At 71.3% G+C, this 24,984-nt stretch carries 30 protein-coding genes; 19 read left to right on the forward strand and 11 right to left on the reverse strand.

Annotated features, from left to right (window positions below; all coding sequences use genetic code 11):
- Positions 1-35 precede the first annotated feature (35 nt).
- Positions 36-911, reverse strand: coding sequence for a mycothiol conjugate amidase Mca (mca, locus tag QM633_RS07125; protein ID WP_415153045.1), 876 nt, complete (start codon positions 909-911; stop codon positions 36-38).
- 59 nt (positions 912-970) lie between these two features.
- On the opposite strand from mca, the gene QM633_RS07130 reads away from it, so the two are divergent.
- From QM633_RS07130 to poxB, 3 genes are all read left to right on the forward strand, one after another.
- A complete protein-coding gene (locus QM633_RS07130; RefSeq protein WP_415153046.1) occupies positions 971-1,369 on the forward strand; it encodes a DUF4307 domain-containing protein in 399 nt (132 codons plus the stop codon).
- A 26-nt stretch (positions 1,370-1,395) separates the two neighbouring features.
- Entirely contained in the window at positions 1,396-1,899 is a 504-nt protein-coding gene (gene greA / locus QM633_RS07135) for a transcription elongation factor GreA (protein WP_415153047.1), read from the forward strand.
- Positions 1,900-2,028: 129 nt separating this feature from the next.
- Positions 2,029-3,750 (forward strand): ubiquinone-dependent pyruvate dehydrogenase, encoded by a 1,722-nt coding sequence (gene poxB / locus QM633_RS07140; protein WP_415153048.1) that lies wholly within the window; start codon positions 2,029-2,031, stop codon positions 3,748-3,750.
- A gap of 115 nt (positions 3,751-3,865) precedes the next feature.
- On the opposite strand, the gene QM633_RS07145 is transcribed toward poxB, so the two are convergent.
- The 3 genes from QM633_RS07145 to QM633_RS07155 are packed head-to-tail and all read right to left on the reverse strand — an operon-like array spanning position 3,866 to position 6,273.
- A complete protein-coding gene (locus QM633_RS07145; protein WP_415153049.1) occupies positions 3,866-4,240 on the reverse strand; it encodes a DUF2089 domain-containing protein in 375 nt (124 codons plus the stop codon).
- On the reverse strand, positions 4,237-5,124 hold the full coding sequence (locus QM633_RS07150) for a hypothetical protein (RefSeq protein WP_415153050.1): 888 nt from the start codon (positions 5,122-5,124) through the stop codon (positions 4,237-4,239). Before QM633_RS07150 ends, QM633_RS07145 begins: the two co-directional genes overlap by 4 nt.
- Positions 5,125-5,169: 45 nt before the next feature.
- The gene (locus QM633_RS07155; protein ID WP_415153051.1) at positions 5,170-6,273 is read right to left on the reverse strand and encodes an AI-2E family transporter; all 1,104 of its coding nucleotides are present in this window, start codon (positions 6,271-6,273) and stop codon (positions 5,170-5,172) included.
- 214 nt (positions 6,274-6,487) lie between these two features.
- Between QM633_RS07155 and QM633_RS07160 the strand changes: the two genes are divergently transcribed.
- From QM633_RS07160 to QM633_RS07175, 4 genes are all read left to right on the forward strand, one after another.
- Positions 6,488-7,171, forward strand: a complete 684-nt coding sequence (locus tag QM633_RS07160) for a uracil-DNA glycosylase (RefSeq protein ID WP_415153052.1) — start codon at positions 6,488-6,490, stop codon at positions 7,169-7,171.
- A 71-nt stretch (positions 7,172-7,242) separates the two neighbouring features.
- Entirely contained in the window at positions 7,243-7,851 is a 609-nt protein-coding gene (msrA, locus tag QM633_RS07165; protein WP_415153072.1) for a peptide-methionine (S)-S-oxide reductase MsrA, read from the forward strand.
- Positions 7,852-7,934: 83 nt separating this feature from the next.
- Positions 7,935-8,960: a LacI family DNA-binding transcriptional regulator gene (locus QM633_RS07170; RefSeq protein WP_415153053.1), complete on the forward strand. Its 1,026-nt coding sequence runs from the start codon at positions 7,935-7,937 to the stop codon at positions 8,958-8,960.
- Between the two features lie 54 nt (positions 8,961-9,014).
- Positions 9,015-9,290, forward strand: a complete 276-nt coding sequence (locus tag QM633_RS07175) for a DUF2277 domain-containing protein (RefSeq protein WP_415153054.1) — start codon at positions 9,015-9,017, stop codon at positions 9,288-9,290.
- A gap of 95 nt (positions 9,291-9,385) precedes the next feature.
- Here the strand turns inward: QM633_RS07175 and QM633_RS07180 are convergent, their stop codons facing one another.
- The gene (locus tag QM633_RS07180) at positions 9,386-9,799 is read right to left on the reverse strand and encodes an SRPBCC family protein (RefSeq protein ID WP_415153055.1); all 414 of its coding nucleotides are present in this window, start codon (positions 9,797-9,799) and stop codon (positions 9,386-9,388) included.
- A 660-nt stretch (positions 9,800-10,459) separates the two neighbouring features.
- Here QM633_RS07180 and QM633_RS07185 point away from each other — a divergent pair.
- The 6 genes from QM633_RS07185 to mnhG are packed head-to-tail and all read left to right on the forward strand — an operon-like array spanning position 10,460 to position 16,531.
- Positions 10,460-13,366: a Na+/H+ antiporter subunit A gene (locus tag QM633_RS07185; protein WP_415153073.1), complete on the forward strand. Its 2,907-nt coding sequence runs from the start codon at positions 10,460-10,462 to the stop codon at positions 13,364-13,366.
- Positions 13,363-13,791 carry a Na(+)/H(+) antiporter subunit C gene (locus QM633_RS07190; protein WP_415153056.1) on the forward strand — a complete coding sequence of 143 codons (429 nt, stop codon included), beginning with the start codon at positions 13,363-13,365 and terminating at the stop codon, positions 13,789-13,791. The genes QM633_RS07185 and QM633_RS07190 overlap by 4 nt, the downstream gene beginning before the upstream one ends.
- Entirely contained in the window at positions 13,788-15,314 is a 1,527-nt protein-coding gene (locus QM633_RS07195) for a Na+/H+ antiporter subunit D (RefSeq protein WP_415153057.1), read from the forward strand. The genes QM633_RS07190 and QM633_RS07195 overlap by 4 nt, the downstream gene beginning before the upstream one ends.
- Positions 15,311-15,847 carry a Na+/H+ antiporter subunit E gene (locus QM633_RS07200; protein WP_415153058.1) on the forward strand — a complete coding sequence of 179 codons (537 nt, stop codon included), beginning with the start codon at positions 15,311-15,313 and terminating at the stop codon, positions 15,845-15,847. The genes QM633_RS07195 and QM633_RS07200 overlap by 4 nt, the downstream gene beginning before the upstream one ends.
- Positions 15,844-16,170, forward strand: a complete 327-nt coding sequence (locus QM633_RS07205; protein ID WP_415153059.1) for a monovalent cation/H+ antiporter complex subunit F — start codon at positions 15,844-15,846, stop codon at positions 16,168-16,170. Before QM633_RS07200 ends, QM633_RS07205 begins: the two co-directional genes overlap by 4 nt.
- The gene (gene mnhG / locus QM633_RS07210; RefSeq protein WP_415153060.1) at positions 16,160-16,531 is read left to right on the forward strand and encodes a monovalent cation/H(+) antiporter subunit G; all 372 of its coding nucleotides are present in this window, start codon (positions 16,160-16,162) and stop codon (positions 16,529-16,531) included. The genes QM633_RS07205 and mnhG overlap by 11 nt, the downstream gene beginning before the upstream one ends.
- Positions 16,532-16,574: 43 nt before the next feature.
- On the opposite strand, the gene QM633_RS07215 is transcribed toward mnhG, so the two are convergent.
- Positions 16,575-17,159: a DNA-3-methyladenine glycosylase gene (locus QM633_RS07215; RefSeq protein WP_415153061.1), complete on the reverse strand. Its 585-nt coding sequence runs from the start codon at positions 17,157-17,159 to the stop codon at positions 16,575-16,577.
- 44 nt (positions 17,160-17,203) lie between these two features.
- Here QM633_RS07215 and QM633_RS07220 point away from each other — a divergent pair, with 44 nt between their 5' ends.
- A complete protein-coding gene (locus tag QM633_RS07220; protein WP_415153062.1) occupies positions 17,204-18,121 on the forward strand; it encodes a hypothetical protein in 918 nt (305 codons plus the stop codon).
- Here the strand turns inward: QM633_RS07220 and QM633_RS07225 are convergent.
- Positions 18,111-19,151: a DNA adenine methylase gene (locus QM633_RS07225; protein WP_415153063.1), complete on the reverse strand. Its 1,041-nt coding sequence runs from the start codon at positions 19,149-19,151 to the stop codon at positions 18,111-18,113. The two genes, QM633_RS07220 and QM633_RS07225, sit on opposite strands and share 11 nt — an antisense overlap.
- Positions 19,148-20,017, reverse strand: a complete 870-nt coding sequence (locus QM633_RS07230) for a neutral zinc metallopeptidase (protein WP_415153064.1) — start codon at positions 20,015-20,017, stop codon at positions 19,148-19,150. The genes QM633_RS07225 and QM633_RS07230 overlap by 4 nt, the downstream gene beginning before the upstream one ends.
- Positions 20,018-20,156: 139 nt before the next feature.
- Here QM633_RS07230 and QM633_RS07235 point away from each other — a divergent pair, with 139 nt between their 5' ends.
- The gene (locus QM633_RS07235; RefSeq protein WP_415153065.1) at positions 20,157-20,867 is read left to right on the forward strand and encodes an NUDIX hydrolase; all 711 of its coding nucleotides are present in this window, start codon (positions 20,157-20,159) and stop codon (positions 20,865-20,867) included.
- 63 nt (positions 20,868-20,930) lie between these two features.
- Here QM633_RS07235 and QM633_RS07240 read toward each other — a convergent pair whose 3' ends face one another.
- Positions 20,931-21,773 carry a Bax inhibitor-1/YccA family membrane protein gene (locus QM633_RS07240; RefSeq protein WP_415153066.1) on the reverse strand — a complete coding sequence of 281 codons (843 nt, stop codon included), beginning with the start codon at positions 21,771-21,773 and terminating at the stop codon, positions 20,931-20,933.
- Positions 21,774-21,928: 155 nt separating this feature from the next.
- A complete protein-coding gene (locus tag QM633_RS07245) occupies positions 21,929-22,249 on the reverse strand; it encodes a hypothetical protein (protein ID WP_415153067.1) in 321 nt (106 codons plus the stop codon).
- Positions 22,250-22,367: 118 nt separating this feature from the next.
- On the opposite strand from QM633_RS07245, the gene QM633_RS07250 reads away from it, so the two are divergent.
- Genes QM633_RS07250 through QM633_RS07265 form a run of 4 tightly spaced genes read left to right on the forward strand, consistent with a single transcriptional unit; the run spans position 22,368 to position 24,748 of the window.
- The gene (locus tag QM633_RS07250) at positions 22,368-22,811 is read left to right on the forward strand and encodes a hypothetical protein (protein ID WP_415153068.1); all 444 of its coding nucleotides are present in this window, start codon (positions 22,368-22,370) and stop codon (positions 22,809-22,811) included.
- Positions 22,808-24,034, forward strand: a complete 1,227-nt coding sequence (locus tag QM633_RS07255) for an NRAMP family divalent metal transporter (RefSeq protein ID WP_415153069.1) — start codon at positions 22,808-22,810, stop codon at positions 24,032-24,034. The genes QM633_RS07250 and QM633_RS07255 overlap by 4 nt, the downstream gene beginning before the upstream one ends.
- The gene (locus tag QM633_RS07260) at positions 24,031-24,429 is read left to right on the forward strand and encodes a hypothetical protein (RefSeq protein ID WP_415153070.1); all 399 of its coding nucleotides are present in this window, start codon (positions 24,031-24,033) and stop codon (positions 24,427-24,429) included. The genes QM633_RS07255 and QM633_RS07260 overlap by 4 nt, the downstream gene beginning before the upstream one ends.
- Positions 24,416-24,748 carry a hypothetical protein gene (locus QM633_RS07265; protein WP_415153071.1) on the forward strand — a complete coding sequence of 111 codons (333 nt, stop codon included), beginning with the start codon at positions 24,416-24,418 and terminating at the stop codon, positions 24,746-24,748. Before QM633_RS07260 ends, QM633_RS07265 begins: the two co-directional genes overlap by 14 nt.
- Before the next feature lie 158 nt (positions 24,749-24,906).
- Here QM633_RS07265 and QM633_RS07270 read toward each other — a convergent pair.
- Positions 24,907-24,984: ribbon-helix-helix protein, CopG family (locus tag QM633_RS07270; RefSeq protein ID WP_415153074.1), on the reverse strand; the 78-nt coding region annotated here is incomplete at its 5' end.

Below are 24,984 nucleotides of genomic sequence, written 5' to 3' on the forward strand. Positions count from 1 at the left end.
CGTCCTCGCTCGGAACAGCATTGTTCAGCAGCCCCCTAGATGGAGTAGTCGTCCGGCTGGTCGCGGACCCCGGCGAACAGATCGTCCTCGGGCAGCTTCACCGGGACACTCGAGCGCACCAGCTGGTAGTCCTCGGTCGGCCAGCCGGCCTTCTGGATCTCCAGCGGCACCGCGAACCAGCGTCCGTCGGGATCGATCTGGGTGGCGTGGGCGAGCAGCGCCGCGTTGCGGACCTCGAAGTAGTCCGCGCAGGGCACGAAGGTGGTCAGCCGGGAGAGCCGGTCGGTGTCCTCCGACCACTGCGCGAGCCACTCCGCGTACGGCCGGCCCAGGCCGGCTTCGTGCATGGCGGCGTCGAACGCTGCGTACCGGCCGCGGTGCAGCGTCATGTCGTAGTAGACCTTCGGCACCTGCCACGGTTCGCCGTGCTCGGGCCACGCATCCGGGTCGGCGGCCGCATCGAGGGCCGCCATCGAGACCCGGTGGCACTGGATGTGGTCGGGGTGCGGGTAGCCGCCGCTCTCGTCATAGGTCGTCAGCACCTGCGGACGCAGTTCGCGGATCACCTTCACCAGCGGGCCGGCCGCGACCGCGGGATCGAGCCGCGCGAACGCGTCCGGAGGGAGTTCCTCGCCCTCCTCCGGCATGCCCGAGTCGACGAATCCCAGCCAGACCTGCCGGATCCCGAGGATGCTCGCCGCCTTCTCCATCTCGGCCTTGCGCAGCGCCGGAAGGTTCCTCCAGTTCTCCGGGGTGTCCATCTTGGGGTTGAGGATCGAGCCTCGCTCGCCGCCGGTGCAGGTCGCGACGACGACGTCGACACCCTGCGCGACGTAGTAGGCGGTGGTCGCGGCACCCTTGCTCGACTCGTCGTCGGGGTGCGCATGGACGTGCAGCAGCCGCAGGCTCATGCACACATTCTGCGGAACTCGCGGCCACCTGCCCAACCCGGACAGGGAGAATGGACGTCGTGACCGACACCGAAGCCGCCGCCCGCCTCGCCCGCCGGTACCCGGCACCCCGCCGGCGCTGGTGGATTCCCGCGGCGGTCGGGCTGTCCGTGCTCGGCCTGATCTGGCTCGTGGTCGCCGGGGGGCACTGGGCGACCCAGGTCCCCACCGCACGCGTGGACGCGTTCTCGGTGCAGTCCGACACCCTGATCCGGGTCACGGTGACGGTGGATCGTCCCGACCCGGCGCGGGGCGCGGAGTGCGAGCTGTCCGCGCAGGCCGTCACCTACGACACGGTGGGCGAGCTGACCGTCAGCGTCCCGCCGGGCGGCTCGACCCTCACCCAGGTCGAGATCGACCTGAAGACGTTCAAGCGGGCGACCACGGCCGTGATCGGCTCGTGTCAGTGGACCGGCTGAGGGACCCATCGGATAGCCTGCAAGGCATGACTGACTCGACCACGTGGCTGACCCAGGAGGCCTTCGACAGGCTGACCGCGGAACTGCAGTACCTCAAGACCGAGGGACGCACGACGGTTTCAGCCAAGATCGCGCAGGCCCGCGAGGAGGGCGACCTCAGCGAGAACGGCGGCTACCACGCCGCCCGCGAGGAACAGGGACAGCAGGAGGCCCGGATCCGCCAGCTCGCCGCCATGCTGGAGAACGCGCAGGTGGGCGAGGCGCCGTCCGCGGACTCGGACCAGGTCGTGCCCGGGGCATCGGTCACGATCTACTACGACGACGATCCCGACGACACCGACACGTTCCTGCTGGGCTCTCGCGAGCTCGTCGGCGTGGACGACTCCGTCGACATCGAGGTGTTCAGCCCGCAGTCGCCGCTGGGTGCGGCGATCCTCGGTCGCAGGGTCGGCGAGACCGTCACCTACACCGCACCGACCGGCAAGCCGATCGAGGTCACGATCGTCGAGGTCCAGCCCTTCCACGCCTGACTTCCCCCTCGCGCCTCCACCGAGCCCTCAGGATCTCGGCCGCCCGGGCCCGGCTGAGATCCCGACGACTCGGACGCCGGACGGGGGTATAGCTGAGGGACAGCCGTCGCCGAGCCGGGAGGAACCCGCATGACCACCGTCGCACAGAACATCGTCGACACCCTGGCCGCGTCCGGCGTGACCCGGATGTACGGCATCCCGGGAGATTCGCTGAACGGGCTCACCGACGCCCTGCGCGAGTCGGGAATCGGCTGGTTCCACGTCCGGCACGAGGAGGCGGCGGCGTTCGCCGCGTCCGCGGAGGCAGCCCTGACCGGGAAGCTCGCGGTCTGCGTGGGCAGCTGCGGTCCGGGCAACCTGCACCTGATCAACGGCCTGTTCGACGCGCAACGCACCCGCGTCCCCGTGCTGGCGATCGCCGCGCACATCCCGACCTCCGAGATCGGCAGCGGCTACTTCCAGGAGACCCACCCCCAGGAGCTGTTCCGGGAGTGCTCGGTCTACGTGGAGTACGCCGCCTCCCCCGTGCAGATGCCGCGGATCCTCCGCACCGCGATGCAGGCAGCGATCGAGCGCAGGGGCGTCGCGGTCGTCGTGATCCCCGGGGACGTGGCCCTCGCCGATGCCGTGGACACCACCGTGAGCGCCGTCAGCGGGACCAGCCCCGTGGTGCGTCCCTCGGACGCCGAACTCGCCCGCGCTGCCGAACTCCTTGACGAGGGCCGTCGCGTCACCATCCTGGCGGGCGCAGGGTGCGAGGACGCGCACGAGCCGCTGATGGCGCTGGCCGACCGGCTCGCCGCCCCGATCGTCCACACGCTGCGCAGCAAGCAGTGGGTGGAGCCGGACAATCCCTACGACGTCGGCATGACCGGGTTGCTCGGGTTCGCGTCCGGCTATCGCGCGCTGGAACGCTGCGACACCCTGCTGATGCTGGGCACCGACTTCCCCTACCGTCCGTTCCTTCCGGACGGGGCGACGATCATCCAGGTCGACCTGCGCGGAGAGCACCTCGGCCGGCGGGTGCCGCTCGACCTCGGCCTGGTCGGGGACGCGGGGGCGACGGCGAACGCCCTGCTGCCCCTGCTCAAGCACCGCAGGGACCGGCGCCACCTGGAGGAGTCCCTCGCCCACTACGCGACCACCCGGACGAAGCTGGACGAGCTGGCGACGCCGCGCCCGGCCGGCGAGCCGTTGCACCCGCAGTACGTGGCGCGGGTGGTCGACGAGCTGGCCGCCGAGGACGCCGTGTTCATTCCCGACGTCGGCTCGCCGGTGATCTGGGCGGCGCGCTACCTGAGGATGAACGGACGCCGGCGGCTGCTCGGCTCCTTCATCCACGGCTCGATGGCCAACGCTCTGCCCCAGGCGGTGGGCGCCGCGGCGGCGCTGCCCGGACGCCAGGTGGTCGCGCTGTCCGGCGACGGTGGGGTGGAGATGCTGCTGGGCGAGCTGCTCACGCTCACCCAGAACCACCTGCCGGTGAAGCTGGTGGTGTTCAACAACTCCTCGCTGAACTTCGTCGAGCTGGAGATGAAGGCGGCCGGCTTCGTCACCTTCGCCACCGACCTGCACAACCCCGATCTGGCCGCGATCGCGGAGGCCACCGGGGTGAAGGGCTTCCGGGTGGAGAACTCCGAGGAGTTGCGGCCCACCCTCGCCGCGGCGTTCGCGCACGACGGCCCCGCTCTGGTGGACGTGGTCACCGAGCGCCAAGAGCTGACGCTGCCGCCGAGCATCAAGCTCGACCAGGCGAAGGGGTTCGCGCTGTACGCGATGCGCACCCTGCTGTCCGGGCGCGGCGACGAACTCCTGGACCTGACCAAGGCCAACCTCCGGCAGGTCTTCTGACGGTGCGGCCGACGTCCGCGGGTCGTCCACCCGCGGTCGCGCCGGCCCTCCTACCCGCCTGCCTCGAGGCGCCCTCCGTCCACCCTGACGCGCCGGAAGGGCATCGTCCTGCGCGCTAGTCGAGGCCCGCGAGGAAGTCGGCCGCCTCGCCCGGCGAGAGGGCACCGGACGCCACCTCGCTGAGCACCTGGTCGCGGGTCATGGCCGGTGCCGGCTCGACGTCTCCGGCGAGGCCGAGCTTGACCAGCAGCGCCGTGAACCGGGCCCGGGCGGTCGGGTAGGAGACTCCGAGGTGCTTCTCCACCTCACGGAGGTTGCCCCGCGAGGCGAGGAAGACCCGCAGCAGTTCGGTCTGGTTGTCGTCCAGCGCGCAGAAGTCGCAGTGCCCGAACTCTCCGGCCAGCTCCGAGCCGCAGTTGTGACAGCCGAGCCGCGTGGTGACGAGCTCACCCCCGCAGACGGGGCACTCCGACGGCGCCCGGTAGCTCATACCGGGCTCCCGGCGACGATGTTCGCCCACCCCATCACGACGCCGACGTCCAGCCGGGCCGAGCCGTTGCCGAGCACGACCTCGTCCACCTGTCCGCTGTGCGCGCCGCTCCAGCTGACCCGGCCGAGTTGGGACTCCCCGTGCACGGTCACGTTCGACTCCTCGGTCAGTTCGACGGTCAGCTGGCCGGACTCGACCCGCACCCGCGAGCGACCGGTCGTGATGGTGCCCTTCACCGTGGCCGAGCCGGCCTGGACGAGCGCGTCGTTGACCTCGGCCACGCCGGTCAGCTCCGCACCGCCCGCGGTGACCCGAACCTTGCCGAGATAGGGAAGGCCGGAACTGGTCAGGTGGCCGGCGGTCACCTCGACGTCCACGATGATCGCCGGGTTGACCCGCAGGTACAGCTCCTTGCCGAGGCCCATCGCCCTGATGTCGTCGAGGCTGCGCGGCGGACGCAGGATGCTGAACCCGTCCAGGCTCGGGCCCAGCTCCCCGTCGCTGGTGACCTCGAGCACCGAGCCGTTGCGACGCAGCACGTGGGGGCCCTCGGCCGAGACGGTGGCGACCGCCGCGTCGCCGACGATGCGCACCCTGCGCCCGACGGCACGGACGGTGATCCGGTCGACCCCCTTGCTGCCGGTCGGACGCCGGCGCCCGGACGCGGGCGCAGCGTCCTCGGCGGGCTGGCCGAACACCTCGCGGGCGTACGGCGAGTACTGCTGGCGCGACGGGTCCTCGCCCAGTTCCTCGTTGGTCGGCTCAGCCGGCGCCGGATCGGGCGTCGCCGCCTTGATCGCGTCGATCCGGCGTGCCGCCTCGGAGGCATCGATCCGCCCGGCGGCGAGGTCCTCGAGGATCGGGCCCAACTCTGGAGTGCTCATACCCTCGATGATAGTTGGACTTTCCAGAAAGGAAAGGTTGCCTTTCTACTTTGACAGCTCCGCCTGCGGTGCGTCGAAGCGGTCGGGGTCGAGCCCGCGAAGGAAGGCGACGCTGAAGGCGAGCACCGGGATGACCAGCAGCGCCCCGACGATGCCGGCGATCGTGGCCCCGATGGCCAGTCCGATCAGGACGGCCAGCGGGTGCAGCGACACCGCGCGTCCCAGCAGGACCGGTTGCAGGAAGTGGCCCTCCATCTCCATCACGAAAACGGTGATGGCCAGCATGATCAGCGCGCTGACCGGCCCGTAGGTGACCAGCGCGAGCGCGCACGCGACCGTGCCGGCCAGCACCGCGCCGACGACCGGGATGAACGCGGTGACGAAGGTCAGCGCGAACAGCGCCCACGCCATCGGCAGCTGCAGGGCCAGTGCACCGATGAGGATGCCGATCGCGTCCACCAGGGCGACCAGCACCTGGGCACGCATGTAGGCGACCAGGGACGCCCAGCCGCGGTCGGCCGCCCTGCGGGTGGGGATCACGTAGTGGGCAGGCACGATCCGGGTGAGGGCGGCCCAGATCTCGCGCCCCGACGCCAGGAAGAAGAAGGTCGCGATCAGGGCGATCGCGAGCCCCGCGAGGAAGTGCCCCACCCCGACCCCGGCGGACGCCGCGGCCGCGGCGAGGTCGGCGCGGGAGCTGTTCACCCACTCGGTGAACTGGCTGAGGTAGTCGCTCAGCTGGGTCTGGTCGATCTGCAGCGGGCCGCTGGCCAGCCAGTTCAGGAAGGTGCTGAACCCCGCGAGGGCCTTGTCCCACAGTTGGGGCCACTCCCTCGCGATCTGCGTCCCGATCGCGGCGAACACCCCGACCACGACCAGGGCCGTCGCCAGCAGGCAGCCGACGGCGGCCAGGGGGTGCGGCCACCTCCAGCGGCGCAGCACGCGGTTGAGCGGGGTCAGCAGCGCGGTCAGCAGCATGGCGACGGCGAGCGGGACCGACACCGCGGAGAAGTAGGTGAGCAGCCACCAGGCGAGGGCGACGAAGCCGGCGATCACCAGGACCCGCCAGGCCCAGTCGGACGCGGTGACCACCCCCTGCGGAACACGGGAACCCGGATTGCCCTGGCGACGCGGTCTGGGAGTGAGCATGGGGGAACTGTAACCAGCCGACGGCGGCGCCAACCCCGGGATACCCCCGATCCGGCCCGTACCCCTCCCCCCGGCGCACGTCCCACCCGTCCCACCTGTCCGGTTCGCTCCCGAAAAGCGGGCCCGCTCCCGGAATTCGGGGAGCAAACCCGCCTTTCGGGAGCAGGAACAGCGGAACAGCCCGACGCTGCCACCCGGCAGTAGGGTGGCGGCCGTGAGGAAGCCGCTGCCCGAACTGATCGCGCCCGACTGGGCGGACGCGCTGGCGCCGGTCGCCGAACGGATCACGGCGCTGGGCGACTTCCTGCGCGCCGAACTCGCCGCAGGACGCGACTACCTGCCGGCGGGGCCGAACGTGCTGCGCGCCTTCTCCCGGCCGCTCGCGGACGTCAAGGTGCTGGTCGTGGGCCAGGATCCGTACCCCACCCGCGGCCACCCGGTCGGGCTGTCGTTCTCGGTCGCGCCGGACGTGCGACCGCTCCCCCGGAGCCTGGCGAACATCTATGCCGAACTCGACGCCGACCTCGGCATCCCGCCCGCGTCCTCCGGCGATCTGACGCCCTGGTTCGAGCAGGGCGTGCTGCTGCTCAACCGGGTGCTGACCGTGCGTCCCGGCTCCCCCGGCTCCCATCGCGGCAAGGGCTGGGAGGAGGTCACCGAGTGCGCGATCGGTGCGCTCGCCGCCCGCGGCGCCCCGCTCGTGGCGATCCTGTGGGGACGCGATGCGCAGTCGCTGGCCCCGCGGCTGGCCGGCGTCCCGCAGATCGCGTCCGCCCACCCCTCCCCGATGTCCGCACATTCGGGCTTCTTCGGCTCCCGCCCGTTCAGCAGGGCCAACGACGCGCTGGCCGCCCAGGGCGGGACGCCGGTCGACTGGCGCCTCGAACCGCGTCCCTGATGCCCGTCCCACGGAATGCCTCACCTCTTCTGGACGTTGAGGCGGACGTGTTCAGCTTCACGAAGTCCCGCATGGTCGCTCCGGACGCCGCCCTGCCCGGGCGCGACCGCCCGATCCTGACCCCTGGCACCACCTTCCACGAGGTGCTGGGCACCCGGATCGACGAGGTTCCCGCCGGTGCTGAGGTCGCCTACTTCGCGCTCGGCTGTTTCTGGGGCGCGGAGAAGCTGTTCTGGAACCAGCCGGGCGTGATCACGACGGCGGTCGGCTACCAGGGCGGCTACACGCCGAACCCCACCTACGAGGAGGTGTGCTCGGGGCACACCGGCCAGGCCGAGACCGTCAAGGTGGTGTTCGACCCGACCAGGACCAGCTACGAGGCGCTGCTGAAGGTCTTCCTGGAGAACCACGACCCGACCCAGGGCATGCGCCAGGGCAACGACCACGGCACCCAGTACCGATCCGCCCTCTACGTGACCGGGCCCGAGCAGGACGCCACCGCGCGGCGGGTGATCGCGGAGTACCAGCCGCGGCTGACCGCGTCCGGCTTCGGCCCGATCACCACCGAGGTCGCGCAGGCCGGGCCCTTCTACTACGCCGAGCGCTACCACCAGCAGTACCTGGACAAGAACCCGAACGGCTACTGCCCCGTCCACGCCACCGGCGTCGCCTGCGGCTGAACCGGGCCACCGCTCGGTAAACCGATTGACCGGCCGCCGGACGGTGGGTTTACTGGCACCGGGTCCGGCGAGCGGTGGGAGTCATGGACGACGAGGCGGGTAACCGGCCGACGATGGCCGACGTCGGCCGCGCAGCGGGCGTGTCCGCGACCACGGTCTCGCTCGTGCTCAACGGCCGCGACACCAAGATCAGCGAGGCCACCAGGGAACGGGTCCTCGCCGCCGTCCAGGACCTCGACTACCGGCCCGACCGCACCGCGCAGGGCCTCCGCCTGGGCACGACCAGCACGATCGGCTTCCTCACCGACGAGATCGCGATCGAGCCGTTCTCCGGGCCGATGATCGCCGGCATCCACGACCTCGCGTGGGAGCAGCGCTCACTGCTCCTGATGGTCAACACGACCCGGAACCCCAGCCGTCTCCGCGCGGCCGTCGAGGACCTGCTCGACCGGAGGGTCGACGGGCTCCTGTTCGCCGCGATGGGGACGCGCCAGGTCGACTTCCCGCACGTTCCCGCCGCCACGCCCACCTTGCTGGTCAACGCGTTCACGGCGGAGGGACGGCTGCCCTGCATCCTGCCCGACGAGATCGCGGGTGGTCGCGCCGCCGTCGAGCACGTGCTGGCGATGGGCCACCGCCGGATCGCCTTCCTCGCCGGCCGCGACGCCGCGTGGGCGACCAGGATGCGGATCCGGGGTTACCGGGAAGGACTCGAAGCTGCCGGTATCGACCCGCTGCGCTGCCCCGTCCACCTGGGCAACTACCGCATCGACAGCGGCTACGAGATGACGCTGCGGGTGATGCGCGAGCGCACGCGCCCCACCGCCCTGCTCTTCGGCAACGACCAGATGGCCACCGGCGCCTACATCGCGCTCGCCCGGCTCGGCCTGCGGATCCCCGACGACGTGTCGGTGGTCGGCTACGACGACGAACCCCTGGCCGCAGACCTCTCGCCCGCCCTGACCACCGTCCGGATTCCCTTCTACGAGATGGGACGGATCGCCGCGCAGCATCTGCTCGACGGGACCGTCGGCCACCTGCCGTCCCGCACCTGGGAGCCGTGCACGATCATCCACCGGTCCTCGACCAACCCGCCCCCGGGGGAGTAGGGAGCACATTCGCCACCTTGGAGCCGTGCCCGCCACCGCCTAGCCTCGGAAGGCATGTGCCGCAACATCCACACCCTCCACAACTTCGAGCCCGCCGCCACCAGCGAAGAGGTGAACGCCGCCGCGCTCCAGTACGTCCGCAAGATCGCGGGGACGACGCGTCCCTCACACGCCAACCAGGCGGCGTTCGACGAGGCGGTGCACGCGATCGCCCACGCCACCCAGCATCTGCTCGACCATCTCACCACCTCGGCACCGCCGAAGAACCGTGAGGAGGAGGCCGCGAAGGCGAGGGCGCGGTCGGCCTCCCGCTACCCGGTCAGCGCCTGACGCCCGACGGCGCGTCCGTCCGGACCGCCAGCCGGGTCCGCCCGCTTCCTTGTGGACGGGCCCGACGAATGGGCTCAGTTCGCGGCCGAGTGGGCTCAGCTCGCGGCGGCGGCCAGCTTCTCCAGCGCGCTCTCCCACTTGCGGGTGAGGGCGGCGGCGTCGAAGTAGCTCGGGATGTGCTCGTGCCGGATCTCGACCCGGGTCTGACCGTCGTCGGCGGCGGACAGGTCGACCTCGACCAGGGTCTTGGGCGCCTCCTCGGCCGCGTGCCAGCTGAACCGGATCTGTTCCAGGGGATGGAAGGAACGGACGACGCCGAACGTGCCGTCGGCCGCACGCCAGCTGTCGCCCTTGTCGCCGAGTTCGCCGCCGGTCCCGAGCAGGGCCTCGGCGCCCTCACGGGTCGCCAGCAACTTCCAGATTTCCTTGACGGGTTGGGACACCGACCGGCTCACTGTCACGGTGGTGTCCAAGGGGTTCACGAGCGTGTCGCCCTGCTGTTCGGTCATCCGATACCTCGTTCCACTCAGTGGTTCGACCCGGGCCCTCCGTTGGGCCGGTACCGACACCCTACTCGGGATCCGGAGCCACGGAAGGGGGTCCGCACACCCATGGCGGGCTCATCGCCCACACAGATTTCCGGCCTCCCGCGCGTGTCGCTCCCGGGGCCCGGACACGGCGCAGGATAGACATGGAGCCAGGCCGGACCAGGTATGAGATGGTCCGGCTTTCACTCTTCTCCCGGCGCCGTCGCGCGATGCCCGGGCAGCGAACGGGAGGGTCTCCCGTGACGTCCGTTACACCTGTGACAGCGCCGGCGAAATCGTCGCCAGGAGTTCTCCCGAACCGCTTGCGCCGCCCCCGTGGCGGGCGTAGAACTGTCCTACGCCGATCGCGGAGCCGAACCCGAGAGGGAGCGGAAACCGGGTCAGCGGCCGAACGGCAAACGCAGTCCATCTTCCTGCGGAGCAATCCACGGGAGCCCTCGGGACGGAGGGCGGGCGGGCGCGCCGAGCGGGTCTCGGGAGCGTTCCGTCCCGCGACGACACTGAAGGCCGGACCACCTCATACGTGGTCCGGCCTTCTCCTTTGCCCCCTGCCCGGTCACGCGCGCGTAACCCTGGCCCGGTAGGGTTGGGCAACCCCCTGAACGGAGGTTGCCCGTGCTCATGGCCCTGATCGCCGCCCATCTGGGCCTGGCGGTCGTCGCGCCATGGCTCGCCCGCCTGCTCGGCCAGCGCGCCTTCTGGCTGGTGGCCCTGGCGCCGGCCGCGACCTTCGGCTGGCTCACCGGTCTCGCCGCACCGGTCCTGGCGGGCACACCGGTGTCGGAGGCGATCGACTGGATCCCCGCTCTCGGCGTGACCCTGGACTTCCGGATCGGGCTCGTCCAGTGGGTGCTCGCCCTGATCGTGACCGGGATCGGGACCCTGGTCCTCCTCTACTGCCGCTGGTACTTCGAGGCCGACCCGCCCCAGGCCAGGGTGATCGGGCTGCTGACCGCCTTCTGCGCCGCGATGATCGGGCTCGTCACCGCCGACGACCTGGTCGTGGTGTACGTGTTCTGGGAAGCCACCACGGTGCTCTCCTACCTGCTGATCGGCCACGACCCGACTCGCAGGGCGAACCGCTCCGCCGCGCTCACGGCCCTGATCGTCACGACGACCGGCGGGCTGGCCATGCTCGTCGGCTTCCTCGCCCTCGGCCACGCGGCGGGCAGCTACAGCCTGGCGGCCATCCTTGCCGCACCCCCCTCCGGCCCGGTCGTGACCGTCGCCGCGCTCCTGGTCCTCGCCGGCGCGCTGAGCAAGTCGGCGCTGGTCCCCTTCCACTTCTGGCTGCCCGGCGCCATGGCTGCCCCGACCCCCATCTCCGCCTACCTGCACGCCGCGGCAATGGTGAAGGCCGGGGTCTACCTCGTCGCGGTGCTCGCGCCGGTGCTGGCCGCATCGCCGGGATGGCGGCCGGCGGTCTGGGTGCTGGGGGCGCTGACGCTGTTCCTGGGCGGCTGGCGCGCCCTGCGGCAGGACGACCTGAAGCTCCTGCTCGCCTACGGGACGGTCAGCCAGCTCGGCCTGCTGGTGCTGCTGCTGGGTACCGGCACCCGTGCTGCGGCCCTGGGTGGTCTGGCCATGGTCGTCGCCCACGCGCTGTTCAAGTCCACGCTGTTCCTCGTCGTCGGCGTGATCGACCACTCCGCGGGCACCCGGCGGCTCAGCGAGCTGAGCGGGCTGTTCCGGCGGCTCCCGGTGACCGCGACGGTGGCGGCCTTCGCCGCGGCCTCGATGGCCGGACTGCCGCCCACCCTCGGCTTCATCGCCAAGGAGGCGGGGCTGGAGGGGGTGACCAACCTCGCGCTGACCGGGGACGGGACCGGGATCGCCCCGGTGCCGGCGTGGGCGCTGGTTGCGGTCGTGATCGCCGGCTCCGCGATCACCGTCGCCTACTCGCTGAGGTTCTGGTGGGGCGCGTTCGGCAGCAAGGACGGGCTCGCGGAATCCACGCTCGTGCACCCGCCGAAGCGGGGATTCCTGGCCGCCCCGGTCCTGCTCGGCACCGCCTGCCTGGCCGGCGGCTTCCTCGGTGGCCCGCTCACCACGGTCCTCGAGCACTACGCGGAGACGCTCCCGCTCGGCGAGCACAGCCACGGCCTCACGCTCATCCCCGCCTTCGGGGCCCCGCTGGCCGCCTCGGCGCTCGCCATCGCCGCAGGCCTCGTCCTGTTCTGGCGGCGCGACTGGATCACGAGCGTGCAGCAGACCTTCCCCGCCGTCCCCGGCGCGGTGGACTTCTACCGGGCCACGATGCGCGGCATCGACCAGTTGGCCGTCGAGGTCACCGACCGCACCCAGCGCGGCTCGCTCGCCCACTACGTGGGCACGATCCTCGTCGTCCTGACCGCCGCGCTGGCGTACACGCTGTCGCAGGTCCACGCCTGGCCGGCCGTCCACCTCGCCGACAACGCCGGCCAGGTGCTGGTCGGCGGCATCGTGATCGTCTCGGCGTTCCTCGTCGCGACCTCGCGCGGACGCCTCCGCGCCGTCGTCCTGCTCGGCGTCACCGGCTACGGCACGGCCCTGCTGTTCCTGCTCCACGGTGCACCCGACCTGGCCCTCACCCAGGTGCTGGTCGAGACCGTCTCGCTGCTGGTCTTCCTGCTCGTCCTGCGCAAGCTGCCGAAGTTCTTCACCGAGCGGCCACTGACCTCCGGCCGCTGGTGGCGGGTGGTGATCTCTGTCGGCACCGGCCTCGCGTTCACCCTGGTCGCGCTGCTGATGATCGGTTCGCGGACGGCCATTCCGGTGTCGGCGGACTATCCGGAGGTCGCCAAGTCCTTCGGCTACGGCAACAACATCGTCAACGTGGTGCTCGTCGACACCAGGGCGTGGGACACCATCGGCGAGATCTCGGTGCTCGGCATCGCGGCCACCGGTGTGGCCAGCCTGATCTTCCTGCGCGGCCGGCACTCCCGCGTCCGGCGCTCGGGGCTCGACCCGAACCGGGGCTGGCTGCGGGCCAGCCGCTCACTGCCGCCGGACCAGCGCTCGCTGATCTTCGAGGTGGTCACCCGGCTGCTCTTCCCGGTGATGATCGTCGTGTCGGTGTACCTGCTGGTGGCCGGACACAATCTGCCCGGCGGCGGTTTCGCCGGGGGGCTCGTGGCCGGGACGGCGCTGCTGGTGCGTTATCTGGCCGGTGGCGGCCAGGAGCTCGACGAGGCGATGCCGGTCCCCGCCGGTGTCCTGATCGGCTCCGGCCTCGTGCTGTCGGTGCTCACCGCGATCTCGCCGCTGGCATTCGGCGGGGTGATCTTCCAGAGCTACGAGGTGCACCTGCACGTGCCCGGCTGGGACGCCCTCGCCACGCCGTGGGGCACGTGGACGTTGCTGGGGGACATCCACCTCGTCTCCTCCACCGCGTTCGACATCGGGGTGTACCTCGTGGTCCTGGGCATGATGCTCGACCTGGGCCGCAGCCTCGGCAGCGGCATCGACGCGCAGGCCCGCGAGGAGCTCACTCCCGCGCCCGAGCCCGAGTCGACCCGCGCCATCCCGGGGCGGAGGTGGGACCGGTGAGCGCCAACCTGACCCTCGCGGTCGTGGCAGGGCTGGTCATCGCCTGCGGGGTGTACCTGATCACCGAGCGGTCGCTGTCGCGCATCCTGATCGGCGTCGTGCTCGCCAGCAACGGGGTCAACGTGCTGTTCCTGGTCGCCTCCGGCACGGCGGGAGGGCCGCCGATCATCGGGCTGACCGCCGCGGAGGCGATGAGCGACCCGCTGCCGCAGGCGATGGTGCTGACCGCCATCGTGATCACGCTCAGCGTCGCGGCGTTCGTGATGACGATGGCCTACCGGAGCTTCCAGATCAACGGGGACGACGAGGTGGCCGACGACATCGAGGACTCCCGGATCGCGGCGCTGGCCCGGGCCGACCAGGCGTCGGAGAGCTTCGAGGACCTCGAGTTCTCCGACACCGGCGAGGACGTGGTGAGCGAATGAACAACCTGCTCGCGGTCCCCGTCCTGGTCTGCCTGACCGGCGCCGGCGCCACCTTCCTGGCCGGCCGCCACCCCACTTTCCAGCGCATCGTGTCGATCACGGCCGTCGCCGTGGTCAGCATCGTCGCGGGGCTGCTGGTCTGGCTCACCGACGCGGCCACCCTGGTGCTGTGGGTGGGCGACTGGCCGCAGCCGCTGGGCATCGTGCTGGTCGCCGACCGGCTGTCCGCGCTGATGCTCCTGGTGGCAGCGCTGGTGTCGCTGGCGGTGCTGGTCTACTCCACCGGCCAGGACACCGACGAACTGCGCAGGGAGACCCCCGTCTCGATCTTCCACCCGACCTTCCTGCTGCTGGTCGCCGGGGTGTCCAACGCCTTCCTCGCCGGCGACCTGTTCAACCTGTTCGTCAGCTTCGAGCTGCTGCTGTTCGCGTCCTACGTGCTGCTCACGATGGGCGGCACCAGAGAGCGGATCCGCGCCGGCAGCGTCTACGTGGTCGTGAACCTGGTCTCGTCCTCCCTGTTCCTGGTCGCCCTGGCCAGCACCTACGCCGCGACCGGCACGGTCAACCTGGCCCAGCTGGCCATCCGGCTGGGCGAGCTGCCCGCCGAGGTCCGCGGCGTCCTGCAGGTGCTGCTGCTGACGGTCTTCGCGATCAAGGCGGCGATCTTCCCGCTGTCGGCCTGGCTGCCGCACTCCTACCCGACCGCCCCCGCCCCGGTGACCGCGGTGTTCGCCGGCCTGCTCACCAAGGTCGGCGTGTACGCGATCATCCGGACCCAGACACTGCTCTTCCCCACCGAGCCGCTCAGCGGCCTGCTCGGGGTGGCCGGGGTGGCCACGATGCTGCTGGGCATCCTCGGCGCGGTCGCGCAGGTCGAGATCAAGCGCATGCTCTCGTTCACGCTGGTCAGCCACATCGGCTACATGGTGTTCGGCATCTCCCTCGCCACCGCCCCCGCGCTGGCCGGTGCGATCTTCTACGCCGCCCACCACATCACGATCCAGGCGACGCTGTTCCTCGTCGCGGGCCTGATCCAGCGGCTGGGCGGCTCGAACTCGCTCGACCGGCTGGGCGGCCTGGCGAAGGTGTCCCCGCTGCTGGGGGCGCTGTTCATCATCCCCGCGATGAACCTCGCCGGCATCCCGCCGCTGTCCGGCTTCGTCGCCAAACTGGCACTGCTGCAGGCCGGCGTCGCGGACGGCAGTCCGATGGCCTGGGCGCTGGTCACCTCCGGGGTGCTCACCTCCCTGCTCACGCTCTACGCGATGGCGAAGATCTGGAACCGCGCGTTCTGGGGCGTCGCACCGCCGTCCGTCCTCGCCCAGGTGGCGAGCTTCGACTCCCCCGGGCTCGGCCGTCCGCTGCCGCGGCTGATGGTGGGCTCGACCATGGGCCTGGTCGCACTCGCCCTGGCGTTCACCCTCGCGGCCGGGCCGATGTACGCCTACGTCGAACGATCGGCGAGCGCATTGTTCGACCGCAGCTACATCGCTGCCGTGCTGGGCGGAGGCTCCCGATGATCACCCCGACCCGTCGGCTGCGGTTCCGGTTCCAATGGCGGGCCGTGCTGCTGCTCGCGCTGGTCTGGGTGATGCTGTGGGGCGATCCGTCCCTGCTGAACATCCTCTACGGGCTGGTCCTCGGCTGGCTGGTCACCGTGGTGTTCTGGCTGCCGCCGATCCGCTACTACGGACGCGTCCACCCGTGGCGGCTGCTGGTGCTCGTGCTCCTCCAGCTGCGCGACCTGGCCGTCGCCGCCGTCCACCTCGCCGCGGTGTCGTTCCGGCGGCGGATCGACCTGCACCCGGGGATCATCCGGGTGGAACTGCGCAGCAACAACGACCTGTACCAGGTGATGGTGGCGCAGTTGATCTCGATCGTCCCCGGGACTCTCGTGGTCGAGACCAGCCGGCACCCCCGACTGCTCTACCTGCACGTGTTCGACCTGGGCGACGACCACGCGATCGCGCACGAGCGCGAGCACGCGCTGGCGATCGAACGCCGGCTGGTGCGCGCGTTCGGCAGCGCGGCGGACATCCGGGCGGTGTCATGATCACGGTGATCCTCGGCGTGGCGGTCGCACTGCTGGCGGCGGCGGCCGTCCTCACGCTGTGGCGGATGGTGGTGGGACCCACGTCGCTGGACCGGATCATCAGCTCCGACGTGATGGTCGCGATCGTGATCGCGGTCGTCGCCGTGTACTCGGTCCTCGCCCGCAACGCGACCGGGCTCCCGATCCTGCTGGGGCTCTCGCTGATCGGCTTCACCGGGGCGGTCGGCGTGGCCCGGCTGGTCGCGTCCTCGGACGGCGTGCGACGGCTGTTCGACCGCCGCCAGGCGATGCGGGAGGAGGAGGACGACGACGGTGACGATTGAGCAGGTGATGGACGTCCTGGGCGCGCTCTGTCTGGTCGGCGGAGCGGTCTTCGCCCTCGCAGCGGCGCTCGGACTCGTCCGTTTCCCCGGCCCGCTCACCCGGATGCACGCGGCGACCAAGCCGGCGGTCTTCGGCCTGCTGCTGGTGCTGGCCGGCGTCTCCCTCACCCTGCGCGACCCCAAGGTGATCACGCTCCTCACCGTGGCCGTGATCATGCAGGTGATGACCGCCCCGGTCTCGGGCCACCTCGTCTCCCGCACCGCCCACCGCACCGGCCAGTGGGACGAGGAGAGGATCGGTATCGACCAGCTCGCCGACGACCAGGCCGCCGCCGACGACGCTGACGACCCCGTGTCCTGACGACCGCGCGTCCTGACGACCGCGTGTCCGGAACGACCCCGGGTCACCAGTCGTGGCGACCCGGGACGATCCGGGGGCTGCGGCGGTAGGCGGAGACGGTGGGGTCGCCCAGCGCCCAGTAGCGCCACGGACGGCCGTGGGCCACGCTGACGCCGACCCGCGGGCCGGACACCACCGTCCCCGGCGGCGGGCCGGGACGCAGGTCCAGACCGCCCGTGCCGAACCTGCGCCCCGAGTCGTCCAGCGTCCACCCCAGCGCGCGGCCCAGGTTGCCCGGGCCGCGGGCCAGCGCCACGTCCGCCACTCCCGGACGCCGCGCACGCGCCAGCTCCAGTCCTTCGACCACCCGTCCCGCCCGGAGTAGCACGGCCGAGCCCTCCCCCTCAGTGCCGCAGACCACGTTGCCGCAGATGTGCAGGCCGTGGGACAGGTAGCAGTACAGCGTCCCCGGCGGCCCGAACAGGTCCCGCGTCCGCGGCCTCGGCCCGGGGTAGGCATGGGCGGCCGGGTCGTCGGCGCCCGCGTAGGCCTCCACCTCGGTCAGCTGGACGGTGACGCCGCCGTCACCGACGAGCGCCCCGACCAGCAGCGGCGCGAGCTCCGCCGAGGCGAGGGTGAGGTCGTACACGCAGCCCAGTCTGCCTGACCGGCGCCCCGCGCTACCCTCGACGGGTGACGATCCGCCCACGCCCCCTGCTCCTGACGGGCTGGCTGTGCGGGCTCCTGCTCGCTGGCTGCGGCACCACGTCACCCTCCCCCACGGCCTCGCCGACGCCGACCGGAGCGGACTTCACCCGACCCGGCGCGGCGGCCGCCATGGTCCAGCAGCTGCTGGCGGATGCCGGGAGCCACCGCGCGCTCACGGTCGAGGTGACCGGGACCACAGTGGAGGTCACGGTCCTGAACTCAGCGGAACAGCCCGTTGCCTGGGCCTACCGCGACGGCACGATCGGTCAGGTCACCACCGACCAGCAGTACGTCGACCAGGCCACGTTCGACGTGGCGCGGTTCAACCTCTCCGACGTCGGCGGCCTCTTCCGCGCGGCCGAGGGCCAGTCCGGCTCCTCCTCCAACCAGTCGCTCACCATCGTCGACTACTCCGGCGGCGAGGTGATGATGTCGGTCTCGACCGTTCCGGAGTCACGCACGGTCTTCTTCAACGAGGACGGGTCGATCCTGCAGACCCTCAACTTCGACACCACCGGCGGCGTCGAGGCGGGCATCAAGGACGCGCTCGGCTCCCGGCTGACCGTCTACTCGATCAGCGTCGACTCCAGCCAGGGTGTGTCGGTCGACTACCCGGGCGCCACGGGAACGACGGTCCGCCGGACGCGCACGTCGAAGGTCCCGGTCACCACCAACGTGGCCGTGCCGAAGGTCGACCTGCCGGTGTTCCTCGCCACGAAGGTCGACCCGGCCCGGATCATCGAGGTCGTTGACCGGGTCCGCGCCTCCGCGGGCCTGCCCGACGACGTGGGCTGGAGCGTCGTGATCGACGACCGCCGCAACCTCGGCGCGCCACGGATGTACTTCAGCATCGGCACGAAGGTGCTCGTCACCGATGTCGACGGCAACGAGGTCATCGGCTGACCAGGCGGGCCATGCTCTCCTGCGGAGCGCTGACCAGCAGGTACTCGACGTTGCGCTCCGGGCCGGGCACGCCCACCTTCCGCCCGCCGGGTGAGAACACCCCGAGCCGCTGGCCGATATAGCGCCTGGTGTCGAAGGCGAGCACTTCCACGGGGCGTCCACGGGCAGCGCACATGTCCACGAGATCGGGCAGCGGCACGAAGCCCTCGTTGCTGAACGAGACCACCACCGTGGTCGCGCGCACGTCCGCGATCACCGCGGCGAGGGCGGACGGCATCGTGCGGCGGGAGTTGAACAGGCTGCGCGACTCCGCCTCCCTCGCGTCCACCCGCTTGCAGGCCACCCCGTAGTACGCCGGGGCGTCCCAGCGCACCAGGGTCTCCCAGACGTGGTAGTTCGTGAAATAGCGGTGCTGGTTGTACGGCGGGTCGAGGTAGGCCAGGTCCACGGGCCCGAGCGTCGCCGCCAGGGCGGACGCGTCCCCGCGGAGCACCTGTCCGGTCCCCGGGGTGAGCACCGGCGCAGCCAGCCGCAGGGGGCGCAGCGCCCGCGGAGCCCACTCCTTCAGGTAGGCCATCTGGAGCCCGACGGTCGAGTCGACGCGGTCGGCGGCCTCGAGCAGGGCGGTCAGCAGGACGGGCCGCAGGGGATGGTCCGGGTAGAGGTCGTCGATGCCGTCGCGGATCGCGTCGATCCGCACCCCGTTGTCCGGGTGGAAGTACCGCGCCCGCTCGCAGAACACCTCGGTCACGTAGCCGCGCCGGTCAGGCAGCGCCTCGAGCCGGGCCAGCGCTTCGGCGAGCTCCACCGCGTCCACCTCGGCGGCGTCGGTCACCACATAGCACTGCGCGAGCACCTCCGAGTAGGCGGCGGTGTCGACGCAGGTCGGCCGGCCCCCGAGGCGGCAGAACTCCTGGGCCACGCGGGTGGTGCCGGTGAACAGGTCCAGCGCCGTCACCGCACCCGCCGCGGTGAACAGCCGGCCCAGTTCGCCGACCAGCCGGCGCTTGGAGCCGAGGTACTTGATCAACCCAGGGCGTTCGCGGCGAAGGTGTTGCACATCGAGGGGTCGCCGGAGTTGAACCCGGTCGCCAGCCACTGCTTGCGCATGGCGGCCGACCCGTGGGTCCACGACTCCGGAGAGACCGATCCGGTCGACTTCAGCTGGATCCGGTCGTCGCCGACGGCGAGGGCGGCGTCCACCGCGCGGTTCACGTCGTCGGCCGTGATCGCCTTGATCGGCGAGTCGGGGTCGGATGCGGCGTTGGCCAGCCAGACGCCGGCGAAGCAGTCGGCCTGGAGTTCCAGCCGCACCTGGGCCGACTTGGGGCCGGTGCTGTTGCCGGAGGCCTGCGCCTTCGCCAGCGTCCCGGTGAGGTCGGAGATGTGGTGTCCGTACTCGTGCGCGATCACGTAGGCCTCGGCCGCGTCGCCTCCCTCGGCGCCGAGCTGGCCGGTGAGCATGTCGTCGAAGAAGCTGTCGTCGAGGTAGACGAACTTGTCCGCGGGACAGTAGAACGGGCCGACGGCCGCCGTCGCGGTGCCGCAGCCGGTCGCGATCTGGCCGGAGAAGATCTTCGTCTGGGTGACCTCGTACCCGGAGTAGACGCTCTGCCAGTAGGCCTGGATCGAGTTGGTGTAGGCGACGAAGCGGCAGCCCCTGTCCTTGGCGATGTCGGCGCCCGTCGTGCACTGTGCGTAGGGGTTCGACGTGCCGGTCTGCGTCCCGGGGTCGGTGGCGGAGCCGCCGAGCAGGTCGCCGGGGTTCAGCCCGAACAGCAGCGCGACGATCACGACCAGGATGCCGCCCCCGCCGAGCGCCATGGTCGTTCCCCTGCGTCCGCCCCCGGAGCCCACCTGTGACGGATCGAGCTTCGCGTTCTCGTTGTACTGCACCGCTCACCTCCGCGCCAATCGGTGCTCAGAGCATAACCGCGAACCCGGCCGCGGCCGGGTCGCCGCGGTCGGAGTTACCGGCGCGTGACGGGCGGAGAGCCGACTTGGATCCCCACCTGCCTCGGGTCATGATGGCTTGATGCGGATCATCGGCGTCGAGGTGGCAGGGGGCGCCCCGGTCTTCACCGGGACGCTCTCGCACGGCGCCGATCCGCACCGGATCGCCTGGGAGCTCGGCTTCCGGATCGTCCGTCCGCTCTCCGCCACCGGAAGCGCACCCGACCTGAGCCTGACCGTCCAGGTGAGCAGGCACGGGCGGGACGCCACTCTCCAGCCGCCCCGGACGCGGGCCGTCGACCCGGGTCTCGACCTGTCCGTGGAGGCTGAGCCGGTGGTCCGCCAGCGCCTGGCCGCGTACGGCATCGTGCTGTCGCGTCGTGGCCTGCTGGCCACCCAGTTCTCCGACCGCACCGCCGTCCCCGGCCTGTGGGGCCTCCCGGGTGGGGGCATCGACCCGGGCGAGAGCCCGAGCCAGGCGGTGCTCCGCGAGGTCGCGGAGGAGACCGGCCAGACGCCGGACATCTCGCAGCTCATCGACGTGCAGACCGACCACTGGATCGGCCGCTCGCCCAGCCAGGTGGTGGAGGACTTCCACGCGGTCCGGATCATCTACGCCGCCACCTGCGCCGAGCCGACCGATCCGGTTGTCCACGATCAGGGTGGCACCACTGCGGCCGCCGCCTGGCTGCCGATCGGGCAGTGGATGCGCGTCCCCTGGTCGTCGGGGGCGCGGACGCTCCTTGAGCGCCATCTCCGGACGCTGGCCCGGACCATGCCGGTGCAGGGCTGAGTTCTCCGGACGACGAACGAGGGCCCCGACAGCACAGTGTCGAGGCCCTCGTGTGGTCCGCGGCTAGCGCCGGAAGTAGGACAGCAGCCGGAGCATCTCGATGTAGAGCCAGACCATCGTCACGGTGAGCCCGAAGGCGGCCCGCCAGGACTCGGAGGAGGCCGCGCCGATCGCGATGCCCTGCTCGATGAAGTCGAAGTCGAGGATCAGGTTGAACACGGCCAGCCCGACGCCGATCGCGGAGATCAGCAGCAGCAGGCCGATGTTCGCGGAGGCGAAGATGTTCCCGATCCCGAACAGCGACAGCAGCAGGTTGACCAGCAGCACGCCCGCGTAGGCGATGGTCCCGATCATCACCATCTTGCGGAACTTGTCGGTGACCCGGATCCGGAAGAACTTGTAGGCGGCCAGCGTCGCGGCGGCCGCGACCAGCGTGCCCAGGACCGCCGCGGGGACGATCCCGCTCCACAGCGACTCGTAGGCCTTGCTGATGGCGCCGATGAAGACGCCCTCGATCGCGGCGTAGACCAGCACGAAGCCGGGGTTCACCTTCCGGCGTGCGGCGACGAGCATCGCGGCACCGAAGGACACGATCGCGGTCACGATCCAGACCGGGAAGATCAGCGCGGTCGGCAGGAACAGGAAGGTCACGCCGGCGACGGCCATCAGGACGCCCAGCGTGATCGCGCTCTTGGTGATGACGTCGTCGATGGTCATCCGTCCGGCGAGCCGGCCGGGCTGCCCGAACTGCGGGGCGTTGGCGTCGCCGTACGCGTACGGCTGCGCTGTCTGCGGGTAGCCCTGGTACTGCTGACCCTGGTACTGCTGGCTCTGGCCGCCCTGCGGCTGGGTCGGTTCGACCTGCCACGCGTCGGGCCGGGAAAGGATCGGGTTGGTGCTGCGCATCTCCTGCATTCCTCCTTGGCGGGCGACGGCATCGCCGTCGTCGGACTTCCATGGTAGGCAACAACCTTGTGACCCCGCTGTGTTCCCCCCTGAGCCGTCCCTGATCGCGGACCCTGATCAGGACTCGGACGCGGCCGTGGCGCGGGCGGCCCGGGTCACCACCGCCGACGGCGGGTCGGCGGCACCAGGCGCTCCCTGGTCAGCGGGGTGAGCAGCTCCGGGTGGGCGGCGAGGCGGTCGCGCACCTCCTCCTGGCTCATCCCCGCGGCTTCCGCGAGCTCGGCGAGCGGCGCGCCCTCGTTGGCGGCGATGGCGATCGTGCGGGTGATCCGCAGGTCGTAGGCCTGCGCCTTGGCGCGCAGCGACGCTCGCGTCACGACGGCCTCGGACACGCGCATCAGCGCGTCCTCGTCGGCCGGCGCAGCGTCCGGACGCACCGCGAGCAGAAGCTGCGTGTCATCGATCAGATAGGTCATGGTTCCCCCCGGATTGCCTGATGCCCATTGTGCCCCGCCGATCTGAGAGGGACCTGTGAGCAGCCGGAGCCGATCGGGCATGGGTCACCGTCGCGCGGGGTACCGCTCAGGGAGACCGGTGCGCCAGGAACGCGCCGGGGACGGGGGACGGATGCGTGCGGCATGGGTCTGCGCAGTGGTGCTGGCCTCACTGCTGCTCGGCGGCTGCAGCACCGGCGGCCCGGACGCGGCGTTGCGCGCTGTCCGTGACTCCCGGTCGGCGACCGTCGGGGCCGCCCTGGCCGGGCGGCTGCTGCGGGAAGGGCTTTCCACGAGCCAGGTCACCCAGGTCGTCCTCGACGATGCGGTGGACAGCGTCGCCGGCGCCGGGACGGAGCTCGCGTCCGCGGCGGACGTGAACCCGTCCCGGGTGATGACGGCACGGATCGCCCTGACCGACGCCCTCGCCGTCCTCGACCGACTGAGCGATCACGGCGCCGGCCGGTTCACCGCACCCGACCTCGATGCTCTCGATGCCGCGGTCGCCGAACTGGACCGGGCCGAGCGGGAGTTGTCCCGGTGAAGCGCCTCTTCGCCGTCGCCCTCGGGATCCTCACCGCGATCGGCGGGTTCCTCGACATCGGCGACATCGTCACGAATGCCGTGGTGGGGTCGCGGTTCGGCTGGTCACTGGCCTGGGTGGTCGTGCTGGGAGTGGCCGGCATCTGCGTCTTCGCGCACATGTCCGGGAAGGTGGCGGCGGTGAGCGGACGCGCCACGTTCGAGATCATCCGGGAGCGGCTGGGCCCCCGGCTCGCGATGGCGAACCTGTCGGCGTCCTTCCTGATCAACCTGCTCACACTCACTGCCGAGGTGGGCGGGATCGCGCTGGCCCTGCAGCTGGCCAGCAGCGTGGACTACCTGCTCTGGGTGCCGGTCGCGGCGGTGGCGGTCTGGATCGTGATCTGGCGGGTGGGCTTCGACGTGATGGAGAACGTCGCCGGGCTGGTCGGCCTGCTGCTGGTGGGCTTCGCGGTCGCGTTCTTCCTGCTCGGGCCCCACTGGAGCGACCTGGGCCGGCAGCTGCTGCAGCAGGCGCCGGCCGCGGAGTCGCCGGCCACGTACTGGTTCTACGCGGTCGGCCTGTTCGGTGCTGCGCTCACCCCGTACGAGGTCTTCTTCTTCTCCTCCGGCGCGGTCGAGGAGGGCTGGACGACCTCCGATCTCGCGCAGTCCCGGGTGAACGTGCTGGTCGGGTTCCCGCTCGGCGGTTTCCTCTCCCTGGCGATCGCCGGTTGCGCTGCGCTCGTGCTGCTTCCGTTGGGCCTGGACGTGACCAGCCTCGGCCAGGTCGTGCTGCCCGTCGCCCAGGCCGGAGGACGCCTGCTGCTGGTGGCGATCATCATCGGGATCGTCGCGGCCACCTTCGGCGCGGCGCTGGAGACCACCCTCTCCGCCGGGTACACGCTCGCACAGTTCTTCGGCTGGACCTGGGGCAAGTTCCGTGCACCGAGCCAGGCGGCCCGGTTCCACACCACGATGATCGTCTGCCTCGTGACCGGGCTGGCCGTGCTCTCCACCGGGGTCGACCCGGTCACGGTCACGGAGGTGTCGGTGGTGTTCTCCGCCGTCGCGCTGCCGCTCACCTACCTGCCGATCCTGATGGTCGCCAACGACCCCGACTACATGGGAGAGCATGTGAACGGACGCGCGCTCAACGCCGTCGGCCAGGCGTACTTCGCCCTGATCCTGGTCGCTTCGGTGGCGGCCATACCGCTGATGGTCGTCACGGGAGTGGGACGGTGACCGGGCTGCGGGCCGCTGCCGCCCCCGCGGGCGGACGCCTGCTGGACGCGCGGTTGAGCCTGCTCGACCGCCAGGTGCTGGATGTGGACGGCGTCCCGGTGGGCGTGGTCGACGACCTCGAGCTGGACGACATCCCGCCCGGCGTCATCGATCAGGCACAGCCGGCGCCGTCGGTCCGTGCGATGCTGCACGGCGGGGTGGTGCTGGAGCGGTTGTTCGGCGGCCGCCGGCCGCGGGCCCACTTCGAGCGGATCGACTGGGACACCGTCGGCGAGATCGGCCCCGCGATCCGGCTGGCCGCGCCCGCGTCCCTGGTACCCACGTCGTGGCTGGAGGACTGGCTGCGCGACAACCTGATCGCCCGGATCCCCGGAGGCCGCCATGTTCCTGGGTGATCTGATCGGTGTCCCGGTCCGCGAGGGGGGAACGCCGCTCGGCTACCTCGCCGACGTCCGGCTGTTCGTCCCCGACCGCACCCCCGGCCAGCAGGTCGGAACCCCGGAGCTGTTCGGAATCGTGGTCTGCCCGCGCAGGGCCGGTTCGTTTCTCGGCTACGAGCGCACCGACGTCAACGCCCCCGCCCTGCTGGCCCGGTTCTTCCGGTGGCGCTCACGCGGCAGCTTCCTGGTGCGGTGGCCCGATATCGCCGAGTGCGGGGAACTCGGCGTCGACCTCCGGCCGGGAGCCGCACGCTGGTCGGCCGCGCTGCCGTAGCGGATGCTGGTGGGTCGGACACACGCGGGCGTTTCAGTCCGCTCACCCGTCCGCCGACCTGCACCGGGTGTATCGAGGTTTCGGGTGGGGTTCCGGTGAGGTCTTCGCTGGCAGGGTCGAGCCGCTGGAGGTGGCTGAATCGGCGGGGAGACGCGGGGTCAGTGGGCGAGCTGCTGGTCGAGGGCTTCGCGGATGATCTGGGAACGGGACTTGTGTTCCCGGGCGGCGTAGGCGTC

This window comes from Propionicimonas sp. (assembly GCF_047606205.1).
Classification (GTDB): domain Bacteria; phylum Actinomycetota; class Actinomycetes; order Propionibacteriales; family Propionibacteriaceae; genus Propionicimonas.